At 69.3% G+C, this 19598-nt stretch carries 16 protein-coding genes; 13 read left to right on the top strand and 3 right to left on the bottom strand.

Annotated elements, in window-relative coordinates; all coding sequences use genetic code 11:
• Positions 1–73 precede the first annotated feature (73 nt).
• From AAGI91_00880 to AAGI91_00870, 3 genes are read left to right on the top strand one after another with little or no spacing between them, the layout of a single operon-like run.
• Positions 74–2119, top strand: coding sequence for a hypothetical protein (locus AAGI91_00880; GenBank protein MEM1041160.1), 2046 nt, complete (start codon positions 74–76; stop codon positions 2117–2119).
• 53 nt (positions 2120–2172) lie between these two features.
• Complete coding sequence (locus tag AAGI91_00875; GenBank protein ID MEM1041159.1) at positions 2173–3195, top strand: hypothetical protein; 1023 nt, start codon at positions 2173–2175, stop codon at positions 3193–3195.
• 57 nt (positions 3196–3252) lie between these two features.
• Complete coding sequence (locus AAGI91_00870; protein ID MEM1041158.1) at positions 3253–4587, top strand: type II and III secretion system protein; 1335 nt, start codon at positions 3253–3255, stop codon at positions 4585–4587.
• A gap of 103 nt (positions 4588–4690) precedes the next feature.
• On the opposite strand, the gene AAGI91_00865 is transcribed toward AAGI91_00870, so the two are convergent.
• Positions 4691–6490: a dynamin family protein gene (locus tag AAGI91_00865; GenBank protein MEM1041157.1), complete on the bottom strand. Its 1800-nt coding sequence runs from the start codon at positions 6488–6490 to the stop codon at positions 4691–4693.
• 284 nt (positions 6491–6774) lie between these two features.
• On the opposite strand from AAGI91_00865, the gene AAGI91_00860 reads away from it, so the two are divergent.
• The 7 genes from AAGI91_00860 to AAGI91_00830 all read left to right on the top strand — a co-directional run bounded on the left by AAGI91_00860 (position 6775) and on the right by AAGI91_00830 (position 15702).
• A complete protein-coding gene (locus tag AAGI91_00860) occupies positions 6775–7803 on the top strand; it encodes a hypothetical protein (GenBank protein ID MEM1041156.1) in 1029 nt (342 codons plus the stop codon).
• An 83-nt stretch (positions 7804–7886) separates the two neighbouring features.
• Positions 7887–8630: a hypothetical protein gene (locus AAGI91_00855; GenBank protein ID MEM1041155.1), complete on the top strand. Its 744-nt coding sequence runs from the start codon at positions 7887–7889 to the stop codon at positions 8628–8630.
• Positions 8631–8659: 29 nt separating this feature from the next.
• Positions 8660–9397, top strand: coding sequence for a TIM barrel protein (locus AAGI91_00850; GenBank protein ID MEM1041154.1), 738 nt, complete (start codon positions 8660–8662; stop codon positions 9395–9397).
• 296 nt (positions 9398–9693) lie between these two features.
• The gene (locus AAGI91_00845; protein ID MEM1041153.1) at positions 9694–10542 is read left to right on the top strand and encodes a lysophospholipid acyltransferase family protein; all 849 of its coding nucleotides are present in this window, start codon (positions 9694–9696) and stop codon (positions 10540–10542) included.
• A 68-nt stretch (positions 10543–10610) separates the two neighbouring features.
• Positions 10611–13190 carry a hypothetical protein gene (locus AAGI91_00840; protein ID MEM1041152.1) on the top strand — a complete coding sequence of 860 codons (2580 nt, stop codon included), beginning with the start codon at positions 10611–10613 and terminating at the stop codon, positions 13188–13190.
• Between the two features lie 99 nt (positions 13191–13289).
• The gene (locus AAGI91_00835; protein MEM1041151.1) at positions 13290–14600 is read left to right on the top strand and encodes a glycosyltransferase family 4 protein; all 1311 of its coding nucleotides are present in this window, start codon (positions 13290–13292) and stop codon (positions 14598–14600) included.
• 13 nt (positions 14601–14613) lie between these two features.
• Complete coding sequence (locus AAGI91_00830; GenBank protein ID MEM1041150.1) at positions 14614–15702, top strand: glycosyltransferase family 4 protein; 1089 nt, start codon at positions 14614–14616, stop codon at positions 15700–15702.
• On the opposite strand, the gene AAGI91_00825 is transcribed toward AAGI91_00830, so the two are convergent.
• A complete protein-coding gene (locus AAGI91_00825; GenBank protein MEM1041149.1) occupies positions 15699–16805 on the bottom strand; it encodes a hypothetical protein in 1107 nt (368 codons plus the stop codon). The two genes, AAGI91_00830 and AAGI91_00825, sit on opposite strands and share 4 nt — an antisense overlap.
• A gap of 105 nt (positions 16806–16910) precedes the next feature.
• Between AAGI91_00825 and AAGI91_00820 the strand changes: the two genes are divergently transcribed.
• The 3 genes from AAGI91_00820 to AAGI91_00810 all read left to right on the top strand — a co-directional run bounded on the left by AAGI91_00820 (position 16911) and on the right by AAGI91_00810 (position 19299).
• Positions 16911–18425 (top strand): polysaccharide biosynthesis C-terminal domain-containing protein, encoded by a 1515-nt coding sequence (locus AAGI91_00820; GenBank protein MEM1041148.1) that lies wholly within the window; start codon positions 16911–16913, stop codon positions 18423–18425.
• Between the two features lie 132 nt (positions 18426–18557).
• The gene (gene eutM, locus AAGI91_00815; GenBank protein MEM1041147.1) at positions 18558–18851 is read left to right on the top strand and encodes an ethanolamine utilization microcompartment protein EutM; all 294 of its coding nucleotides are present in this window, start codon (positions 18558–18560) and stop codon (positions 18849–18851) included.
• Positions 18841–19299, top strand: coding sequence for a BMC domain-containing protein (locus AAGI91_00810; GenBank protein MEM1041146.1), 459 nt, complete (start codon positions 18841–18843; stop codon positions 19297–19299). The genes eutM and AAGI91_00810 overlap by 11 nt, the downstream gene beginning before the upstream one ends.
• A 77-nt stretch (positions 19300–19376) precedes the next feature.
• Here the strand turns inward: AAGI91_00810 and AAGI91_00805 are convergent.
• Positions 19377–19598, bottom strand: a 222-nt coding sequence (locus tag AAGI91_00805) for a FlgD immunoglobulin-like domain containing protein (GenBank protein ID MEM1041145.1), incomplete at its 5' end; no start/stop codon positions are given.

Below are 19598 nucleotides of genomic sequence, written 5' to 3'. Positions count from 1 at the left end.
ACCACCCGGCGACGCCCCGTCCGACGGTTTACCCCACCCCTGACCCGCGCTGCTCCTGGCGCGCTCCGAGCCCATGAAGAAGCTCCCCGACTCCATGCAGACGCACTTCGGGTCTGACGCTAGCCCCTTCGAGGAGCGCGTCCCCGAGGAGCCGAGCGGCGTCGAGCCGACCCCGGTCGTCCCCGAGCCTGCCGAGACCGAGAAGGAGGCAGCCCCGAGCAAGCCGAAGGCGGAGCGCCGCCGCCGCAGTGCGAGCGCGCCGGTCCTCGGTGTCTACGTCACGCCCGACGCCGTGCACGGCATCCTCGTGCGCGAGGCAGGCGACCGCTACGGCGTGCTGCGCCCGTTCACGCGGCAGCGCAGCGTGTTCGACGGCGAGGTACCCGACCTGGCAGGCATCACCCCGGAAGGCGAGGCCGGTGCCGCCGACGACGACATCACAGTCCAGTTCGGCGATGCCTCCGCAGGGCTGGACCCGCAGGACCTCTTCCTGGACTCCGAGTTCAGCGACCTCAAAGGCATCGAGGCCCCCGACGCAGACTTCCAGGCGCAGTCCCCGAAGAAGCAGACTACCCCGGTCGTCTTCGAATTGAAGGACATCCTGGACGAGTGCGAAGCGTCCGGCCATGAGAGGCCCCCGACCGCTTTCTGCCTCAGCCAGCCCGACGTCGAGTACGTCGAGCTGGTCCTTGCTAAGGAGAAGAAGGAGCAGCCGGAGAAGGAGAAAAAGGGAAAGAAAAAGAAAGCGGCTGCCAAGGAAGAGGAGACCGCGGCCTCGGCATCACCTGACTTTCCCGTCGTCAAGCGCGACAAGCTGCTGGCCCGGCTCGAGGAGGCGTACGAGAGCCCGTTCGAGAAAGAGCGCGCGGCCTTCCTCCCGATGACGCCGCGCGACGGGCTGCAGCGCTTCCTCGCTGTCGTGCCGTCGCCCGAAGAGTCGCTCGCCGAGTCGCTGGAACTGCTCCGCGAGCAGACCGGGATGCGGTCCGTCCCCTTCCGCGCCATCGACGCCGAGGTGCCGATCCTCGTCGGCCTCACACGGTGGGCGTTCGCCATCGAGCCGCACGAGAACACGGCCATCGTCCGCGTCGGCACCGAGGACACGCTCGTCATCCTGCTCCAGGGCGACACGCTGCACCACGTCGAGCACATGCGCAACGTCTCGACGTTCGACGGGCCGGACACGATTTGCAGCCGCGTGCTGCTGCAGCAGGACGTGCAGGGCGTCGGCACGGTGCACAACGTGGTCGTGCTCAGCGGCGAGCGCGAGAGCGAGCTGGTGCAAGGTTTTGGGGCCTTCTACCCCGACGCCCAAGTCGGGGCCTTGCGCGGCGGGCTCGTCGAGCGCGGCGTGGCCCCTCCCGGTGCCGAGGTGGGTCTGCTGGCCCAGACGGTGCCGGCCATCGGCATGGCGCTGCGCACGATCATGGAGCGCAAGAAAGACTCGCCGTTCTACGAGGTCAACATGCTGCCGAAGCGGCTGCGGAAGCGCCGCCGGAAGCTGAATGTCTCGGTGGCCTGGCATACGCTCGTCGCTGGCGTGCTGCTCTTCTTCTCGGTGCTGTTCTTTGTTGGGCTCTATTTCAGCCAGCAGGGGGAGCTGGCCGAGGTCCAAGCGCGCGTGGACGCCTACCCGGACGAGATCGACCTCTCCGGCCCGGCGCTCCAGGCCCAGATCGACAGTCTCCAGAACGCTTACCTCCGCATCAACAGCACGCTCAACACCATCGACTCGCTGCTGGTAGGCAGTGACAAGTGGAGCCGCGGCCTCGCCCGCCTGTCGAGCGCTTCGGCGTCGAGCGGCGGCGTGTGGGTCACCTCGGCGACCCCCAGCCCACTCGGTCTACAGCTCGCCGGCTCCGCCACGAGCCGGAACCAGGTGGTCCAGTTCGCCGAGCGCATGGAAGGCTCCATCGAGGAACTCGCCTTCAGCCAGATCCGCGAGTACCCGGTCTACACCTTCGCGCTCGAGACCATCGTCCAGGAGGAACTGCCGGAGGTGGCGCGCTACCTCCGCGAGCAGGCCCAGGTGTCGGACGCCGACCAGCAGCCGCTGGAGCCCGAAGGCGGAGACCCCCTCCGCGACTACGATGTCGATTCCGCTTCGGCCGGCAGCTAGCACGGCCGATAACGCTCCTGGTTGCGCCCCAGCCCCTCTAGTCCGTAGCCCTTATGTCTAACGACGCCCTCAACACCCTCGTGCTCTCCGTCGTCCTCGCCCTCGTGGTCGGGTTCGGAGTCTACGTGACCCAGAAGAAGCAGCCGGAGCGGATGGAGCGCCTCGAGCAGGAAGAGACCGCGCTCCGCCTGCGCAAAGCCGAGGTGGAGGAGCTCCTCGTGGAGAAGGCGGGCTCCGCCGAGCGCGCGGAGACCGCACTGCGCCGCTGGAACTCCCGGTACAAGGTGCTGCCCGAGAATCTGACCTCCCCGGCCGTCGTCAACTACCTGAACTCGCTCTCCGAAGGCGGCTTCAAGGTGTTCGACATCACCCTGGCAGGGCTCGCGCGCAACGGCGCGTTCAGCACGCTGTCCTACAACATCCAGGGACAGGGCTATTTCGACAGCCTCTACGGCTTCATCTGGAACCTGGAAAACGGCCGAGGCCTCTACCGCGTCCGCAACCTCGACGTGGAAGCCATCACGGTCCGCGAGGAGAACCTCGAGACCGGCGTCGACCGGCGCGAGGACATCGTCGAGTTCTCGATGAGCGTCAGCGCCTACTTCGCTGGCGCGGAAGGGATGAGCGCCCCCGACTCGGTCGTCGTCGTGCCGGACTACGTACTCCCGGCCCGGACGCTGCCGTCGAACCCGTTCTACCCGCTCATCCTGGACGACCTCCCGCCCAACTCGGACAACCTAGTCGACGTCGAGGGCGACTCGCTCATCTCTGTCATCGGACAGGTCGCGGTGTTCCGCGACGAGCTCGGGCCGCGCCCGGTCCGCGTCGGAGACCGGGTGTACCTCGGCTCCATCACCCGCGTGGACCCCAACGATGCCCGCGTGGTGGCCGACCTGAACAAGGGCGGCATCCGCGAGCGGGTAGAGGTTCACCTGCCCACCGGCGAGCGCTACCGGCAAGCGCTGGGCAACTCCCGGCTCGCCCCGCTCAGCGGCGCGCCGCCCCTCGTGGCCCCACCAGCCCCGGGCACGCCCGAAGCCCGCCGTGCCGCCGCCCAGGCCGCGCGCTCTAACTGACCTGCGCCCCGCTCGCACGAGCGTCGCTCGCTCTGTCATTCCTAGCCCAACGACCCTATGAAACGCCACCCGCTCATCCCTCTGCTGGTTCTGGCTTGCACCTGGAGCGCCCTCCCAGCGGCGCACGCCCAGAGCGTGGACCCGGTCCCGAACCAGCGTCAGCTTCGGACCTACATCCCGCCGGACCAGATCGTCTCGTTTCTGCCGGGGACCCCGTTCGGCGAGTTCGTCTCGCTGCTCAACCCGATCTTCTTGAACGTGACCGGGAAGCAGATCATCGACCCGGAGGACCGGAACATGCCCATCGGGGTCAGCCTGTCGGGGATGCACTTCGTGGACGCGTTCGAGGTGGTGCTGGACCGGCACCGCCTAGGCTTCCGCGAGACGGAGGACTACTTCATCATCGAGACGCTGGAGGACGACCTCGTGCAGATCGTCGCCGACGGCGCGACGGCGCGGGCGGCGGGTGCCGACGCGGTCCCGCCCGCCACGGCCCTCTCGCGCGAGATCCGCATCGACGCCTACATCTTCGAGCTCAACGTGACCCGGCTCCGCGAGACGGGCACCAACTGGGCGACGATCTTCGGTGAGAACGCGGGTGGCGGTGGCGGTGGCGGGGCCGCAGCCCAGGGGAACGTGGCCGGCCTGCAGTTCTTCCTCAGAACGGACTCGTTCTTCGACTCGTTCAATGAGTTCCTCGTCGGCCCCGACCAGGTCGACTTCAGGGAGATCGTGACCCTGTTCCGCTACTTCGAGTCGATCGACGTCGGCGAGACGATTGCCAGCCCGAGCGTCGCAGTCCAGAGCGGCGAGAAGGGGCAGATCCAGAGCGGCTCCGACATTCCGGTCACGCTCCAGGACTTCGCCGGCAACACCGTCACGCAGTACATCGCCACCGGCGTCATCATCGACGTGACGCCGACGCTGATCTCCGACGCGTCGGACGCGCGCGACAACCCGGACGCGCCCCCGGTGGAGTTCATCCACCTCGACGTGAACGTCGAGAAGAGCGCGGGCCGCGTCACCCAGTCCGGCATCACGATCGACAAGAACTCGACCGACACGCAGGTGCTCCTGCTCGACGGCGAGCAGACCGTCATCGGCGGCCTGTTCTCGACCGAGGAGACGGTCTCGCGCAAGGGGGTGCCGATCCTGAAAGACATCCCGCTCGTCAAGTACCTGTTCTCCTTCAACACGACGACGACCAACCAGAAGGAGCTCCTGATCGCGCTCCAGGCGCGCGTCATGGACCCGCTGCGCGCCCGGGCCGAGCTTCCCTTCCCGACGGACCTCTACCAGCAGGAGCGCCAGGACGTGCAGCGCCGCCTCGACCGCTTCAAGCCGGGAGCTGGCGAGGACCTCCGGCTGATCAACGGGGACGACATGGACTGAGTCTGGGCTTCATACGAGCCCATAGCACCGCGCCCCGTAAGGCGCGGCGCTTCCGGGGAGAGGCGCTTTGGCGGGGTGCCTCTCCCCACTTTTTTGCCCGGCTTCACCCGACCTTCGCCTCGCCGTAACGGTCGCGTGCGTCGGTGCGGAGCGCGGTGGCCTCCGCCCGGAGCGCCTCGCGCTGCTGTTCCAGGTCAGCTAGGGTCGTGCGCTCGGTCTCGACGAGGTCCACGAGCGGGCGGAGCAGGGCGCGGACCTCGGCCAGGGCCTCGTCGGTCTCCTCGGTGAACTGCTCGGTGAGGGCGGCCTTGAGGTCGGTCCGCAGCGCCTCGACGCGGGCGGTGAACTCGCGGATGGCGCGGCGGCGCTGGCGGGGAAGAAGCACGAAGCCTGCTAGCGACAGCGCGCCGGCCGCCAGGATGCCGCCCGTAATGTCGAACGCCGTCGCGGCGACGACGACCGTCGCAATCGCCCCGAGGCCGACGGCGGCGGCCTGCGTCCCGGCAAAGAGCGCGGCGATGCTGCGGGCGTTCTCCAGCAGCCGCCGCGCTTCCTCGTTGAGGTCGTAGGCGTCGATCGTGCGCCGCGCCTCGCGCATCACGTCCTGGAAGACCTCCTCCCGGTTGTAGAGGAACGGCTGCCCGGCCGACGCCTGCTCCGGGGACACCCGCCGCGCCTGCTCGGCGACGTGCGCGTAGGCCTGGTTCCAGAGCGCCAGCACTTGCCGCAGGAGGCCGTCCACGGCTGCCCCCATCTGCTCCTCGATTCGCCGCTCGGCATCGCGGACGACCTGCCGGTTGAACTCCTCCTTGAACTTGTCCCGGTCTTTGAGCAGGCCGAGCTTGGAGACGCGGATCGTGTCGCCCAGGAACTGGACGCCGCGCCGCTCCATTTCGAGGAGGAGGTTGTCGACCTCTGCCAGATGGCGCTCGGGACCGCCGCGCAGGTCGGCCTCCTGCCGTCCGATCCGGGCCTGGAGCGTGTCCAGGCTGCCGGCGTCGGTGTCGAGGATTGTGCGGCGCTCGGCCAGGCGCTCGTCGAGGCGGCCGAGGAGCCGGTCGGCGGCGTCGAGCGGGGCGGTGAGCTTCAGGGCGAGGCGCTCGTCGCCGGTGAGCGTCTCGGTGAGGAAGGCTTCGAGGGCGGCGAACCCGCTCTCGCGCCACGCGGCCCCGTCGCCCGACTGCTTCGCCGCGAACGCCTGCTGCGCGCTGACCGGGAAGACGCGCGGCTCGAACCCCATCAGCGTCTGGAACCCCGAGCGGATGTGCTCTCTCACCTGGTCGAGGTCGGCCTCGGTGCGAGCGAGGTCCGCCTTGTTGAGGATCACGGCGAGCTGCCGGCCCCACGCGTCGCGGATAAAGTGGAGGAACTGCCGCTCCGACTCCGAGAGCGGGCGGTCGAACGAGGTGACGAACAAGACGAGGTCGGCGCGTGGGATGAAGTCCTCGGTGATGGCCTGGTGCTCCTGGACGATGGAGTTCGTGCCCGGCGTGTCGACGAGCGTGAGGCCGCGCAGGAGGTCGGCCGGGTGGTGGCGCTCGGTGACGAAGTCGCCGCGGCGGTGGCGCTGCTCGGCCTCGCCGTGGCGGAGGATCGTGATCTTGTCGGTCGTCGGGACCGGCCCCTCCTCCATCAGCACGGTCCCGAAGAGCGCGTTGAGCACGCTCGACTTGCCCGCGTTGAACTCCCCGACGACCACGACCAGGAACCACTCGCCGAGGCCCGCGGCGAGGTCGCCGAGCCGCCTGAGCGTCTCTTCGTCGGTCCCGGCCCCGGCCATGAGGCCGTGGAGGCGCTCCAGGAGGGCGCGCTCGCGCGCCAGCAGGGCCTCCGCCGCCTCGTCGACGAGCGAGCGGTCCGCCCGCAGCGGGGTGGCGTCTGGGGCAGGAAGGTCGGAGGGCATGGGTCAGGGGGATGGAACTGAGCAGGGGGAGGTGACGCTTAGAAAGGGGTCTCTGTACTAACAGGCAAAGAATCCGGCGGCGACGGGCGAAATTATCGTTTGCGCGGAGGGGGATTGAATGTAAGGTGCGGCGTGCCGTACTTTTGCGCTGCCAGCAGGAACACAAGTCACCTGAAACGGCTATGTGGGGCCGAATGCAGGCAGGCACCACCCGCTCGCACTCTCCCCTCTAGCGCTTTTCATCTCGACGCTCGTTTCTACCTACCACTTACGGAGGACACCCCATGCTCCAATTGGCACTCACCGCGCTGCTCGCCGGCTCTCTCCTCGCAGGCAGCCCGGACGACGACAAAGACAAGGACAAGAAGGCGAAAGCTGGCGCGCAGCAGCCCATCGAGTCCATCCTCGTGCCCCACGAAGAGGAAGCCCTCGACGCACAAGACCCCGTGCTCGACACCTACGCCCTCGGCCGCACCGAGCGCATCCCGATCAAGTTCTGGGTCGGCTACTCTCGCGCCACGGACGACGAGATCTACGACCCCAACGGGAATGAGGTTGAACTCTCCGCGACCGGGTTTACCGAAGCCCGGGCCCAGCGCGCGTTCGTCGGTGCGCAGATCAACGTGATCAACTTCACCAACTTCTCCGTCGGGGCGGGTGGCCAACTCATCACCGGTCAAAACGAGTCGGACCTTCCGGGTGGCGGCTCGCTCGACAGTGGCTTCGGCCTCCAGAATGCGAAGGTCTACGGCATCATCCGCGGGCGCACGCTTGGCCTCCACGGCGGATACATCTTCGACCTCGGCGACGACGAGAACGCTGTGACGCTTGCGGCTTCGGGTGAGCGCCCGGGCACCGACCAGGTAGACGCGTGGTTCATCGGGGCCAACTTCGACTACCCCTCAGAGCGTTTCCGCCTCTTCGGCGGCATCGACTACTTCAACCGCGACGACCTGCCAGGATCGGCAGCACCAGAGAGCGCCATCGAGGACGACGAGCTCATCGTCTTTACAGCGGGTGCCGGTATCCGGATTTCCTTCGTCGAGATCGGTGCTGCAGCGCTGCTTCGCACGAACCTCGCCGTCAACCGCTTTCTGAGCCCGAACCCTGAGAGCCCTTTCAACGTAACCGGCGGTGGGCATCAGGGCTCGATTGCTCCGTACCTCCGCCTCTCGCCGCCATCGCTTCCCATCGCGATCTCGGTCAAGGGTGCCGTGCTGAGCGAGTACGCCGACTACGGCTACTCCCTCGGCGGAGCCTCGGACTTCGTGACGCGCTCCGGCTTCACCGTGACGGCCTCGCTCGGCTTCTAAGCTAGGCTGGTCGCTGACCTGCAAGCCGCCCGGACGGTCGTTCGCGATCTGCTCCGGGCGGCTTTTTCTATCCACCTCGCACCGTGCTGCCGGCTCCCCGCTCCCTCGTCCTCCTGCTCGCACTGGCCGCCACCGGCTGCGGGGGCGGTCGCGCGTTCTCCGAGGCGGACCAGGAGATTTCCACGAGCGCCCTGCGCACTCACCTCCGCGCACTCGCCGAACCGCTCGTGCCGCTGGACTCGGCGGAGGTGGCGGACCGCGCCCGCTACGCCGCCGGTCGGATGCGGGCAATCGGCATGATGCCAGTGCTGGACGGCTCGTTCCTGCTCCGGGCGTCGGGAGCCACCGGTCCCGTGCCCGACCCGAGCCAAGCGCACGTGCTGGGCTACATCGCAGGGCGGCACCCGAGCTATGCCGACGAACTCGTGCTCGTGGCGGCATCCCTGGAGAGTGCCGAAGGAAGCGCCGTCCTTGAGGCGGCGCGGGTACTGACCGAGGAGGCGCGCTTCACGCAGACGCCCGAGCGGAGCGTGCTCGTCGCGCTCTGGTCCCCGTCGCGCCCGGAGGCTGCTGGGCTGGAAGACTACCTCGCCCGGCCGACCTGGACGCTGGGGCGTACCCACCGCGTCCTCGTGGTGGCGGCCGACACAGCGGCAGCACGGGCGAGCCGCGACCTGCTCAGCGACAGAGGCGTCGCCTCGGAACGGGTGACGGTACCGCCTGGCAGCCTCGGAGCCGTGCTCGTCCGCGACGCGGAGGCGCTGCGCGCGGTGCGTCTCACCGAGGCCGTGCTGGCCCGTGCGCGCGCCGCCACCGCCTCAGACTGACCTCGCGCCCTAACCTTTCGACGCGGCCCATGCTGCCTGCCTGGCTCACCGACACGTTCACGCCGAACCTCGACCGCGCCCTGCATTACACACTCCAGTGGGGGCTGGAAGGGGTCGTGCTCCGCACGGTCGGCGGGCCGGCGGACCGCGTGCCGCACGTCAACGAGGCCCGGCTGAAGCGTCGCCTGGCCGAGCACGACCTGCCGGCCGTAGCGATTGCGCCTGGGCTGTTCGAGGCGGAGGCCGCCGAGCGGGGGGCGTGGATGAACGACCTCGCGCTGCTCGGCGAGGCGGCGGCATTCTGCGCGCGCATCGGCTGCCCGCGCGTGCTGGTCGGAGCGCTGCCGGGCGATACGGGTGAGGCGGCCGACGTGCTGCGCCGTGCGGGCGACCGGGCAGCCCGGCGAGGCTGCGCTCTCGCCGTCTGCAACGAGGCCGGCGGCCGGTCGACGGGCCGCGCCCTGGCCGACCTGCTGGCAGCGGTGGAGCACCCGGCAGTGCGTGCCTGCTGGAGCCCCGCCGAGGCCGAGGCCGCCGGCGAGTCCGCAGCGCAAGGACTCGCGGCGCTCGCGGGCCGCATCGAAGTGGTCCTGATGCGCGACGGCGACCGGGCGGAAAGGGCCTGGCCGGAGGTGCTGGGCGGCCTCCACGCTGCCGGGTTCGACGGCGTGCTCTGCCTTGAACTCCGCGAGGCCGCGGCTGCGGCCGACGGGCTTCGTGCGGCGACGGCGCTGATCCACGCTGCGCGTGCGGCCCGTCGCCGATAGTTGACCCAGGCGCGTGGTACCAAGCCGGGAGGATTGTGACCGCAGCCGCAGACCGCCGGTTTTGGCACCCACGGCGGTCTGCCGTCCATCGTTTGCGGTCCACAGGCACGGCGGGCGAATAGGGCACAACGTGGGTTAGTTGGCACGCTGGATGCGCTAAAGGAGACGCCGGCCTGCGCCGAAACCAGGGGGCGCAATCTCCTCATCGGGTGCCCAAAACGGTAACTGTTGCACTACATTTAGGCGCTGACGCTGCCCGTACCTTTCGCCTCGATCCCGCTCCGGCCCCCCTACCGATGCAATCCATCCCCGCCGAAACCCTGGCGCACCCAGAGCGGCACGGGCTGCCGAGGGTATCGCTCGGCAAGCGACTGCGCTTTTTCTGGGGTGCACCGTGGGCGTTCGGCGTGATGAGCTTCTGCTTCGCGGGCTACCTGACCCAGCGTGCCCTCGGCCACTTCACCGCCTCCCCGGCGGAGCCGTTCAAGCGGTGGTCCACGCGCTGGGCGCGGGCCGTGCTCGGGCTCGTCGGCATCCGGCTGGACGTGACAATGCGCACGGAGCTGGACCCTGAGGAGCCGGTGATCTTCGTCGTCAACCACCAGAACGAGCTGGATATCCTGACAGTGCTCGCTGGAATCCCGGTACCCTTTGGGTTCATGGCGAAAGCGGCGCTGCGCAAGGTACCGGTGCTGGGCTCGGTGCTGGAGGAGTCGGTATGCCTGTTCGTGGACCGGAGCGACCCGCGCCGGGCGGTGCAGAGCATGAAGGAGGCCGCCGCCCGCATCCGGGAGGGCAACTCGGTGCTGGTTTTCTGCGAGGGCGAGCGGTCGTTCTCGCGGCGCCTGCTGCCGTTCTTGCGCGGGGCTTTCGTCATCGCTGTCGAAGCCGGCGTGCCGCTCGTACCGGTCACCGTCCTCGACAACTACCGGCTCCTCGACGAGCGCCGCTTGCTGGCGTGCGGCGGCACAGCGCACCTCGTCATCGGTGAGCCGATCCCGACCGAGGGCAAGAGCCGGGCCGACGTGTCGACGCTGATGGAGGAGGTGCGCTCGGTGATGCAGGCTGAGCTAGACCGGGCGCACGGCGTATCTTCCGGTCTGGCAAACCGGTCCACCGAGCCGCGCGTGACGGAGGGTAGATAAAAGGACAGAGACACGCGCCAGTGGCCGACGCTGACCGCCTGCTCTGCACCATTTACCATCTCCGTTTCATGGCAAAGAAGAACGTCAGGGGCAAGCGAAAGCGCCCCTCCGGCGACGCGTCCACCCCGAAGCCGGAGCACGGCAAGGCGCGCGCAGCGAAGGTGCGGGCGTCCGGGACCGTCTTGCACCGGACCGCCTGGGACCGGCTCTCGCCCTGGGTGCGCCACGCAGTCTGCCTCGCCTTTCTGCTCGCGGTCACGCTCGGCTTCTTCGCCTCGACGACGTTCGGCGGCCAGACTCTCGTTGGGGGCGATATCGTGAAGTGGCGCGGGATGGCAGAGTCGGTGATCGAGCACCGCGAGGAGACCGGCCAAGACGCACTCTGGGCGACGAACGCGTTCGCGGGGATGCCGAGCTTCATGGTGTCCTACCCGATTCAGGTGCTCCAGGCGGACAACGTGCTGGGTGTGCTGCGCAAGCTCGGCTGGTGGCCGGGTGCGCACTTCTTCGCGCTCCTCGCCGGGATGTACCTCCTCATCGTCTACCTCTTCCGCAACACCCTCGCTGCCACGCTCGGGGCGGTAGCCTTCGGCCTGACGACGTACATCCCGATCATCTTGGTGGCGGGGCACACCTCCAAGTTCATCGCCCTCGCCCTCGCGCCGTGGCTCGTGCTGGCCTACGCATTCGTCGTCCGCCGTCCGCCGGACGCGACGTGGATGCAGACCTTACTTGGCAGTCTGCTCTTTGCCATCGTCCTCGCAGTCAACCTACGGGCTGGTCATATCCAGATCACCTACTATGTCGCGTTCGCCATCGGCATTGCCTGGATTGTGGGAGGCGTCGCGGCCTTCCGGGAGGGGGCCGGGCGCGGGTTCGTTACCTCGACGGGGGCGCTCGCGCTGGGGAGCATCCTCGCGCTCCTGATGGTCGCCCACCCGTACCTCATCCAGGCCGAGTACAAGGCGTTCACGATCCGCGCGGCCGGGGAGAGCGGTGGTCTCGCCTACGACTACGCGATGCGCTGGAGCCAGGGGTGGGGCGAGCTTGCGACGCTCCTCATTCCCAACGCGTACGGCGGCGGCGGCCAGACCTACTGGGGCGCGAAGACGTTCACGGTGGGGCCCCACTACGTCGGCGCAGTAGTGGTCATGCTCGCCGGGATGGGGCTTTGGGGTGTGCGGCGCCGGATCGTGTGGGCCGCTGGCATCGCTGCGGGGCTGATGGTCCTCTTCTCGCTCGGCGAGAACTTCCCGCTTCTGAACCGGCCGATGTTTGACTTCTTTCCGCTCTTCAACGCGTTCCGGGTGCCCGAGACGTGGCTGATCGTGGTAGTGCTCCTGCTGGCGTTTCTGGCCGGCGCGGGGGTGCACTACCTCGCCCGGCGCGAGGCCACGCCGGAGAGCGAGGCACGCAAGACGAAGGCGGTGTACGTCGCGCTTGGGTCGGCCTCGGTCCTCCTGGCCGTGCTGTGGCTGGGGGGCGGCGCGCTGTTCTCGTTCGAGAAGCCGGGGGAGCGGGCGCAGATCGAGCAGATGGCCCAGCAGCAGAACATCGCCCCGGGCGATCCCCGCGTGCAGCAGGTGCTGCGTGAGGTGCGGGAGGAGCGGCGAGACCTCTTCGCCAGCGATGCGCTGCGCTCGGTGCTCTTCCTGCTGCTGGCGGCGGTACTGCTCATCCTCCACCGCCGCCGGACGGTGCCGGCCTGGGCGCTGCAAGTAGGACTGATCCTGCTCGTGACGGTCGACCTGTGGCAGGTAGGGCAGCGGTACTACAACGCCGAGTCACCCTCGCTCAAGGCGCGGAGCGACATCGAGGCGCAGATTCCCGAGTACGGGTTCGACCGGTTCATCAAGGCGCGGATCGACGTGGCCGGCGGGCCGGGCAACTTCCGCACGCTCCCGCTCGCGCTGAACCCGTTCATCGACGGGCGGACGCCGTACCACTACGAGTCGGTCGGGGGCTACCACGGGGCTAAGCTCGCGCTCTTCCAGGATTACATGGACCACCTGCTTGTCAACCCCGACGGGTCGCTGAACGAGAACGGGCTGGACCTCTTGAGCACGCGCTACGTCGTCGCCCGGCAGCCGGTCCCCGGCCTCGGCGTCGCGTTCCGCGACGAGCAGACGGGCCTCGTCGTGCTCGAAAACCCGGACGTCCTGCCGCGCGCCTTCTTCGTCGAAGAGACCGAGGTGGTCGAGGGGCCCGAGGCGACCTTCGAGCGGCTGCGCGACCCGAGCCTCGACCTCCGCCGGACGGCGCTCCTGGCCGAGCCGCTGCCGGAGGCCCTCGCCCCCGTGCCCATCGACTCGGCGAGCACGGCCTCGGTGGAGCTGAGTCGGTTCGGGCCGCGCGAGATCGTGTGGCAGGTCGAGACCGACCGGCCGCGCCTGTTCGTCGCGAGCGAAGTCTACTACCCCGCCGGCTGGTACGCCACGCTCGACGACGCGCGGGTTCCGATCATCCGCGCCAACCACCTGCTGCGCGGCGTCGTCGTCCCGGCCGGGAAGCACATCCTCACGATGCAGTTCGACCCGCCGCGCCACGAACTCGGCCTGCTGATCTCGCAGCTCGCCACAGCGCTCGTCTACCTCGCCGCGCTCCTGATGGCTGGCCTGCTGTGGTACCGACGTGGCGAGAAGGAGTGAGTGGAGGGAGTGGAGATAAAAGCCCAAAAATTTACCGACCCCGTCGCGCTCCGCGCCTACCTTTCTGTCCTCTGTCCTCTGTCCTCTGTCCTCTCGTCCATGATCCGCCTGCTCGTGGTCACCTACTACTTTCCGCCGTCCGGCGGGGCTGGGGTGCAGCGGGTGCTGAAGTGGATCAAGTACTTCCGCGAGGTCGGGGTCGAGCCGGTCGTGCTGACGGTCGAGGCCGGGGCATACCCGAAGTACGACGAGACGCTGGTGCACGAGGTGCCGCCGGGCACGGAAGTTCACCGGACGGCCTCGTTCGATCCGTACGGGGCCTACGCCCGGCTGACGGGCCGCTCGCGGCAGCAGGCCGTCGCTGAGACCTCGGGGCACGTCGCCGAGCGGACCGACTGGAAGGAGCACGTCGCGCAGTGGGTGCGGGCCAACCTGTTCATCCCGGACGCCCGCGTCGGGTGGGTACCGGCCGCCGTCCGCCGAGGGCTGCGCGTGCTGCGCGGGCGGCCGTTCGACGCCGTGCTCACCTCGGGGCCACCGCACTCGGTCCACCTCACGGGACTGGCGCTCCACCGCCTCACCGGCCTTCCGTGGCTGGCCGACTTCCGCGACCCGTGGACCGACATCAGCTACTACGACGAGCTGCCCCGGACGCCCGCCGCCCGTGCCGTAGACGAATGGCTGGAGCGTGCCGTGCTCAGCCAGGCCACGCGCGTCGTCACGATCAGCGAGGCGGGACGCACGCTCCTGCTCGGCAAGACTGGGCGGCAGGCAAGCGATTTCGCGGTCGTCGAGAACGGGTTCGACCCGGCGGACTTTGCCCAGGAGCCGAAGCCTCCCAACGACCGGTTCGTGCTGGCCTACGTCGGCAGCCTTTACGGCTCGCGCAGCCCCGAGGCGCTGTGGCAGGCGGTAGCGAGGTTGCGCGCGCAGGGGCAGGTTCCCAAGCTCCGGCTCCGGCTCGTCGGACGCGTGGGCGACGACGTGCAGGCGACGCTCCGCCGCCACGGCCTCGACACCGTCACGGAGACCGTCGGGTACGTGGCGCACGACGCGGCCGTCCGCGAGATGCAGCGGGCGACGGCGCTCCTACTCACAATCGAGCCGTACAGCCACGAGCACGGTACGACGACGGGCAAGCTCTACGAATACCTCGCCGCCGCCCGCCCCGTCCTCGGTGCCGGTCCGCCGGACGGCGAAGCCGCCGACCTCTTGCGCGAGACCGGAGCCGGACGGATGATCGACCGCGCCGACGCCGAAGGCTTCGCCGAACATCTGGGTTCGCTCTACGAGGCATGGGAGCGCGGGGCGATGCCCGAGGGAGCAGGTCCCGAGGCCGCCGCGCCATACTCGCGCCGCGCGCAGACGGGAGAGATCGCGTCGCTGCTCACTGAGATGCTCGCTGCCTAGCCCGGTCCTGCCGATGCTGCCTCGTCTGCTGCTGACCTACCCCCGCCTGGCGTCGTTCGTCCGGGACGACATCGGCCTGCTGAGCGAACGCTACGACGTGCGCACGTTTGCGTTCGACGTGCAGGGCGGCGGCGGAGTCGTGGGGCGCGCGCAGGCCCTCGCCCGCCGCGCCGCCGAGCAGCGCCGCTGGCTCCGCGCCGAAGCGCCCGGAGCCGACGTGATCCTCTCGTGGTTCGCCGACTACCACGCCGTGTTCCCCGTCCGCGCCGGCCGCCAGTTCGGCGTTCCCGTCGCCGTCATCCTCGGCGGGTTCGACAGCAACCGGCTGCCAGAACTCGACTACGGGGTCTACGAGAGCCGATGGCGGGCACCGCTCGCACGCTACGTGCTGCGCCGTGCTGACCTGCTCCTGCCAGTCTCAGGCGCGCTCATAGAATCAGAGAACCGGTTTGCGACGTGGCCGCGGGCGCGTGCCCAGGGCGTTCAGGTACACGCTGGAGACCTGGATACACCGTACGCTGTGCTGCCGACCGGCTATGAAGCGGAATCATGGTCGATGGGACCAGCCGAGCGCGGGCAGACAGTGTGCACCGTCGGCTTCGTGTCAGCCAGCCGCACGGTCCGGCTGAAGGGAATCGATCTGCTGATTGAGACGGCGCGGCGGATGCCGGAGGTGACGTTCACAGTCCTTGGAGTGACAGCGGAACAGCAGACCTGGCTCCGAGCGGAGTATACCCCGCCTCAGAACGTGCAGCTTCTAGACCCCCAGCCTCGGGAACGGCTCGCGGAGGCCTACGGGTCGGCCTCGGTCTACGCCCAACTCTCCCGCTCCGAGGGGATGCCGAACGTGCTCTGCGAGGCGATGCTGTGCGGCTGCATCCCGGTCGGAAGCCGGGTGGGTGGCATCCCCGATGCGATTGGCGGTGCAGGCGAGATCGTCGAAGCGCCCGATCCGGTGCGCATCGCCGACGCCATCCGCACGGCCTTCGCCCGTGCACCGGAGGGGCGGCAGGCGGCCCGCGATCACATCCTCGCGCGCTTCACCCGCGCGCACCGGCGCCAGCGATTCTTTCAACTTCTCGCTGGCCTCGCCAAGCGCTAGACGGCGAGCGCCTCGCGCATCGACCGCTTGAATGCTCCGTGCTCCATCCCGGCGGGGACACGGGCGATGAGGCACTCGGCACCGTCCAATGCCTTCTCCAACCCGGACCGCCACCGACTCGCCACGTCGGAAGCGGTGGCGAGCGGAGGCATGCCCAGCAGCCGCCGGTTGTAGGCGTGCCAGCGGAGATGGTTGAGGAAATCGCCGAGCTCTGCTTCGAGCACGGAGACGGAGAGCGCTGCGGCCTCGGCCGGCGAGACCGGATCGAGGCGCAGGGTGGGCGTGTGCCCGCGGGCGAGGAGAACGTAGCGCCGGACGGGGCCGCCTGCGCGGCTGAAGCTGCCGTAGAGCACGTCCGGTGCGGCGCGGCGGCGCACCTTGTCGAGGCCGCGCAGTTGGTGGAGGTGCCAGTGGGCACGGTCGAGCGGACCGCGCTCGGCGAAGACCGCCTCGCGCAGCGGGTCGTTGTCGGTCAGGTTGTAGCCGTAGATCTTCGGGTAGGCGAGGTTCGGGAAGACGTGACCGTCCGGGCCGAGCACGGCGATGTCGTCGGCCACGAATCGGTGGCCGCTGTGCAGGCACAGTTCGATGCACAGCGAGGTCTTGCCGACGCCGCCCGTCCCGCCGAAGAGCGTAACCGAGCCGTCCGGCGCTTCGAGCGCCGAGGCATGGACCGGAACCCGCTCCGGGTCGAGCGCTGCGGCCGGCACGAGGGCTAGTTCGTGGAAAACAATGCCCGCACGGTCGTCCCGCGTCGAGAACTGCATGTCGGCGAACCGCTGGGCCTGCCGCCAGAGCGGCGAGCGCGGCGTGTTGATCTGGATACCTAGCTCCCGGAGCCGGCTCTCCTCGAAGTGGTAGGCCACGGTCGCCACCGTATAGCGCGCCGTGAACCCGCTCGCGTGCTCGGCGTGCGTGGACGGATTCGTTGCCAGCGGACGCGCCGGGGCAGTGTCGCCAAGACGGACGACGAGGTCAGGCTCCGCGTCCGGCGCGGCCTCCGGGTACAGGGCGAGTTCCTCAGCAAGCGTGCGTCCCGCCGAGGTGCCATCGACCCAGGCTTCGACGGTGCGGCCAAACAGGCGGAGGCGACGGGGGGGCATCGGGAGAGGCAAGGTGGGCGAGAGCGGCAAGGTAGCCCGCGTGCGCTGAATTATATTCTGCGCTCCCGTGAAAGCGCCGTCACTTCCGCTCCCGCACCGCACCTCATGAACGGTGGACTGCTCCGCCTCCTGCGCCAGAGTGGGGTGTATGCCCTCGCCGGGGTGGCCGTCAAGCTCGGCGGCCTGCTGCTGGCTCCGCTGTACCTCGATACGACCCTGCTTCCGCAGGAGAGCTACGGGTACCTGGTCATCCTCGAAGTCACCGCGCAGATCGGCATTCAGGTTGCCGGGCTCGGGCTGGGCAGCGGGCTGCTCCGGTTCATGGCCGACCCGGCCTACCGCGAGATGCAGCGAGCGCTCCCGTTCACGGCCCTCGTGGCGAGCGCCCTGGCTGCCACCGTAGTCGGCGCTGCGCTGTGGGGACTAGCTCCGGTTCTCACGCCGCTCGTGCTCAGCGCCGACTCGGCCCCCGTGCTGATGAAGCTGCTGGGCGTCTACGTGGGGTTCAAGGTGGTGGGCATGGTGCCGTTTAGCCTGCTCCGGTCCCAGGAGCGAGCGGGGTTCTACACCGTCGCAGCAGCGGCCGAGATCGCGGCGCTCGTGGGCGGGGTCTACTATTTCCTCGGCGTCGAACGCCTGGGGCTACTGGGGGTGATGCAGGCGTACGCGCTCTCGGCGGCCGCCAGCGCCGCCGTCCTCGTCGGGGCGATGCTCCTGCGCGTGCAATGGCGGCTCGCCCCGCGCCTCATCGCCCGGCTTGCTCGGTACGGGGCTCCGCTCGCGCTCGGCGGGCTCGCCTCGCTCTTCCTCAATGCGGGCGACCGCTACCTCCTGGACTGGCTCATGGACGCGGAGACCGTGGCGGTTTACGGCTGGGCGGCCCGGCTGGGCGGCGTCCTCAACGTCCTCCTCGTGCAGAGCCTGCAACTGGCCTTCCTGGTGGTCGGTCTGAAGGTGCTCTACCGGCCCGACGGCACCCTCGGCGACGGGCAGTTCCACCGCCGGGTCTTCCGGCACTACGCGGCCTTCGCGGGCTTCGCCGCGCTCGGCCTCGGCCTCTTCACCTACGACCTCACCCGGTGGCTCTCCAGCGATGCGTCGTACCTCGGGGCCGACACCCTCGTGCTACCGATCGCACTCGGGTTCCTGGCCTACGGGCTGTACTTCATCGTCGTCAACGTGCTCTACGCAGTAGAGGAGACGAAGCGGGTCTCGGCCGGGGTCGTCGGGGCAGCTGTCGGGAACGGGCTGCTCAACCTGCTGCTCATTCCGCCGCTCGGCGCGCTCGGGGCGGCGCTGGCGACGGTGCTCTCGTTCCTCGGGCTGGCGTTCTACGCGGACTGGACGGCCCGGCGGTACGTTCACATCCCGTATCCGTGGCATGTGCCGGCCGTCGCGGCCTTGCTCGCAGTCGGGCTGTGGTTTCTAGCGCAGCCCTCGCTCGCGTGGTCGGTGCCGGCGCGGCTGGCCTGGAGGGTGGGCCTGCTCGGGGTCTATGCCGGCGGCCTCGTGCTGAGCGGGGTCTACGGGCTGCACGAATGGCGGAGCGGTTGGGACTATGTTCTACGGCTCGGCCGCACGCCGGAGCACGAAGGGGAGCACGCGCGCGACGCAGAGTGAGGGGGCCGCTACCGGGAGCACGCTCCGCCCTCGGTCCGTTGACAAGCTCGGCGTGCGGCGTCTATATTCGAAGCGGCGGCTGAGCAGGCTGCGCCGTCTTCCTTTCGCTCACCACGTAGCACAGCAATCCCTATGGCAGACGAACTAGGAGCGGCCCTCGGCATGGTCGAAACACGCGGGCTGGTCGGGGCCATCGAGGCCGCCGACGCGATGGTCAAAGCGGCGCGGGTTGGACTCGTCGGCAAGGAGAAAATCGGCGGGGGCTTCGTGACAGTGATGGTGCGAGGCGACGTTGGGGCCGTCAAGGCGGCGACCGACGCTGGGGCCGCAGCGGCCGAGCGCGTCGGCGAACTCGTGAGTGTCCACGTCATCCCGCGTCCTCATGCGGACGTCGAGATGATCCTCCCCGACGGGAATGCCGGCTAACCCTGCGCTCGGTCTCGTCGAGACGAAAGGCTTGGTCGCAGGGGTCGAAGCCTGCGACGCGATGCTGAAGACCGCGCAGGTGCGGTTGGTCGGCGCAGAGCAGACCGTTGCTGCTCTCATCACGGTCAAGGTCGTCGGCGAGACGGCGGCCGTGCAGGCCTCGGTGGATGCCGGAGCTAGAGCCGCTGAGCGGGTCGGCGAGGTCGTTTCGACGCACGTCATCCCGCGCCCGTCGGACGAGGTCTACGCCGCCTTCGTCGAGAACGTGGCCCTGAAGTCGCCGCCGGCCGCGCCGCGGCGGGCTGCCGCGCCGCACGACGACCTCGCCGAGCGAACCGTAAAGGACCTCCGCATCCTCGCGCGCGAGCTCGACGACTTCCCGCTCCGCGGGCGCGAAATCTCCCGCGCCACGAAGGATGAACTCGTTGCCCTGCTGCGTGCCTCGTAGCGCGCCGCGTAGCCCCAAAGAACGAGGCCCCGCCGGACGTGTACCGGCGGGGCCTCGACCATGGTAGGGCAGTCTGCTTACCGTAGCAGTGTGAGCTTGACGACCTGGCGCTCGGCACCCTGGCGCACCTGCACCACGTAGACCCCGCCCGCCAGCGCGCGGCCCGACGCGTCCGCGCCCGTCCACCCCAGCTCGACCACCGCGCCGGCCGAGGTCCCTGCCTCCAGCGTCGCCACGCGGCGGCCCATCACGTCGAAGACCTCGGCCGAGACCGCCTCGTCGGAGGCCGCGCGCACGGC

The sequence above is a fragment of the Bacteroidota bacterium genome, from assembly GCA_038746285.1.
Taxonomy (GTDB): Bacteria; Bacteroidota; Rhodothermia; order Rhodothermales; family JANQRZ01; genus JANQRZ01.
This window is presented reverse-complemented; position numbering and strand designations above follow the sequence as displayed.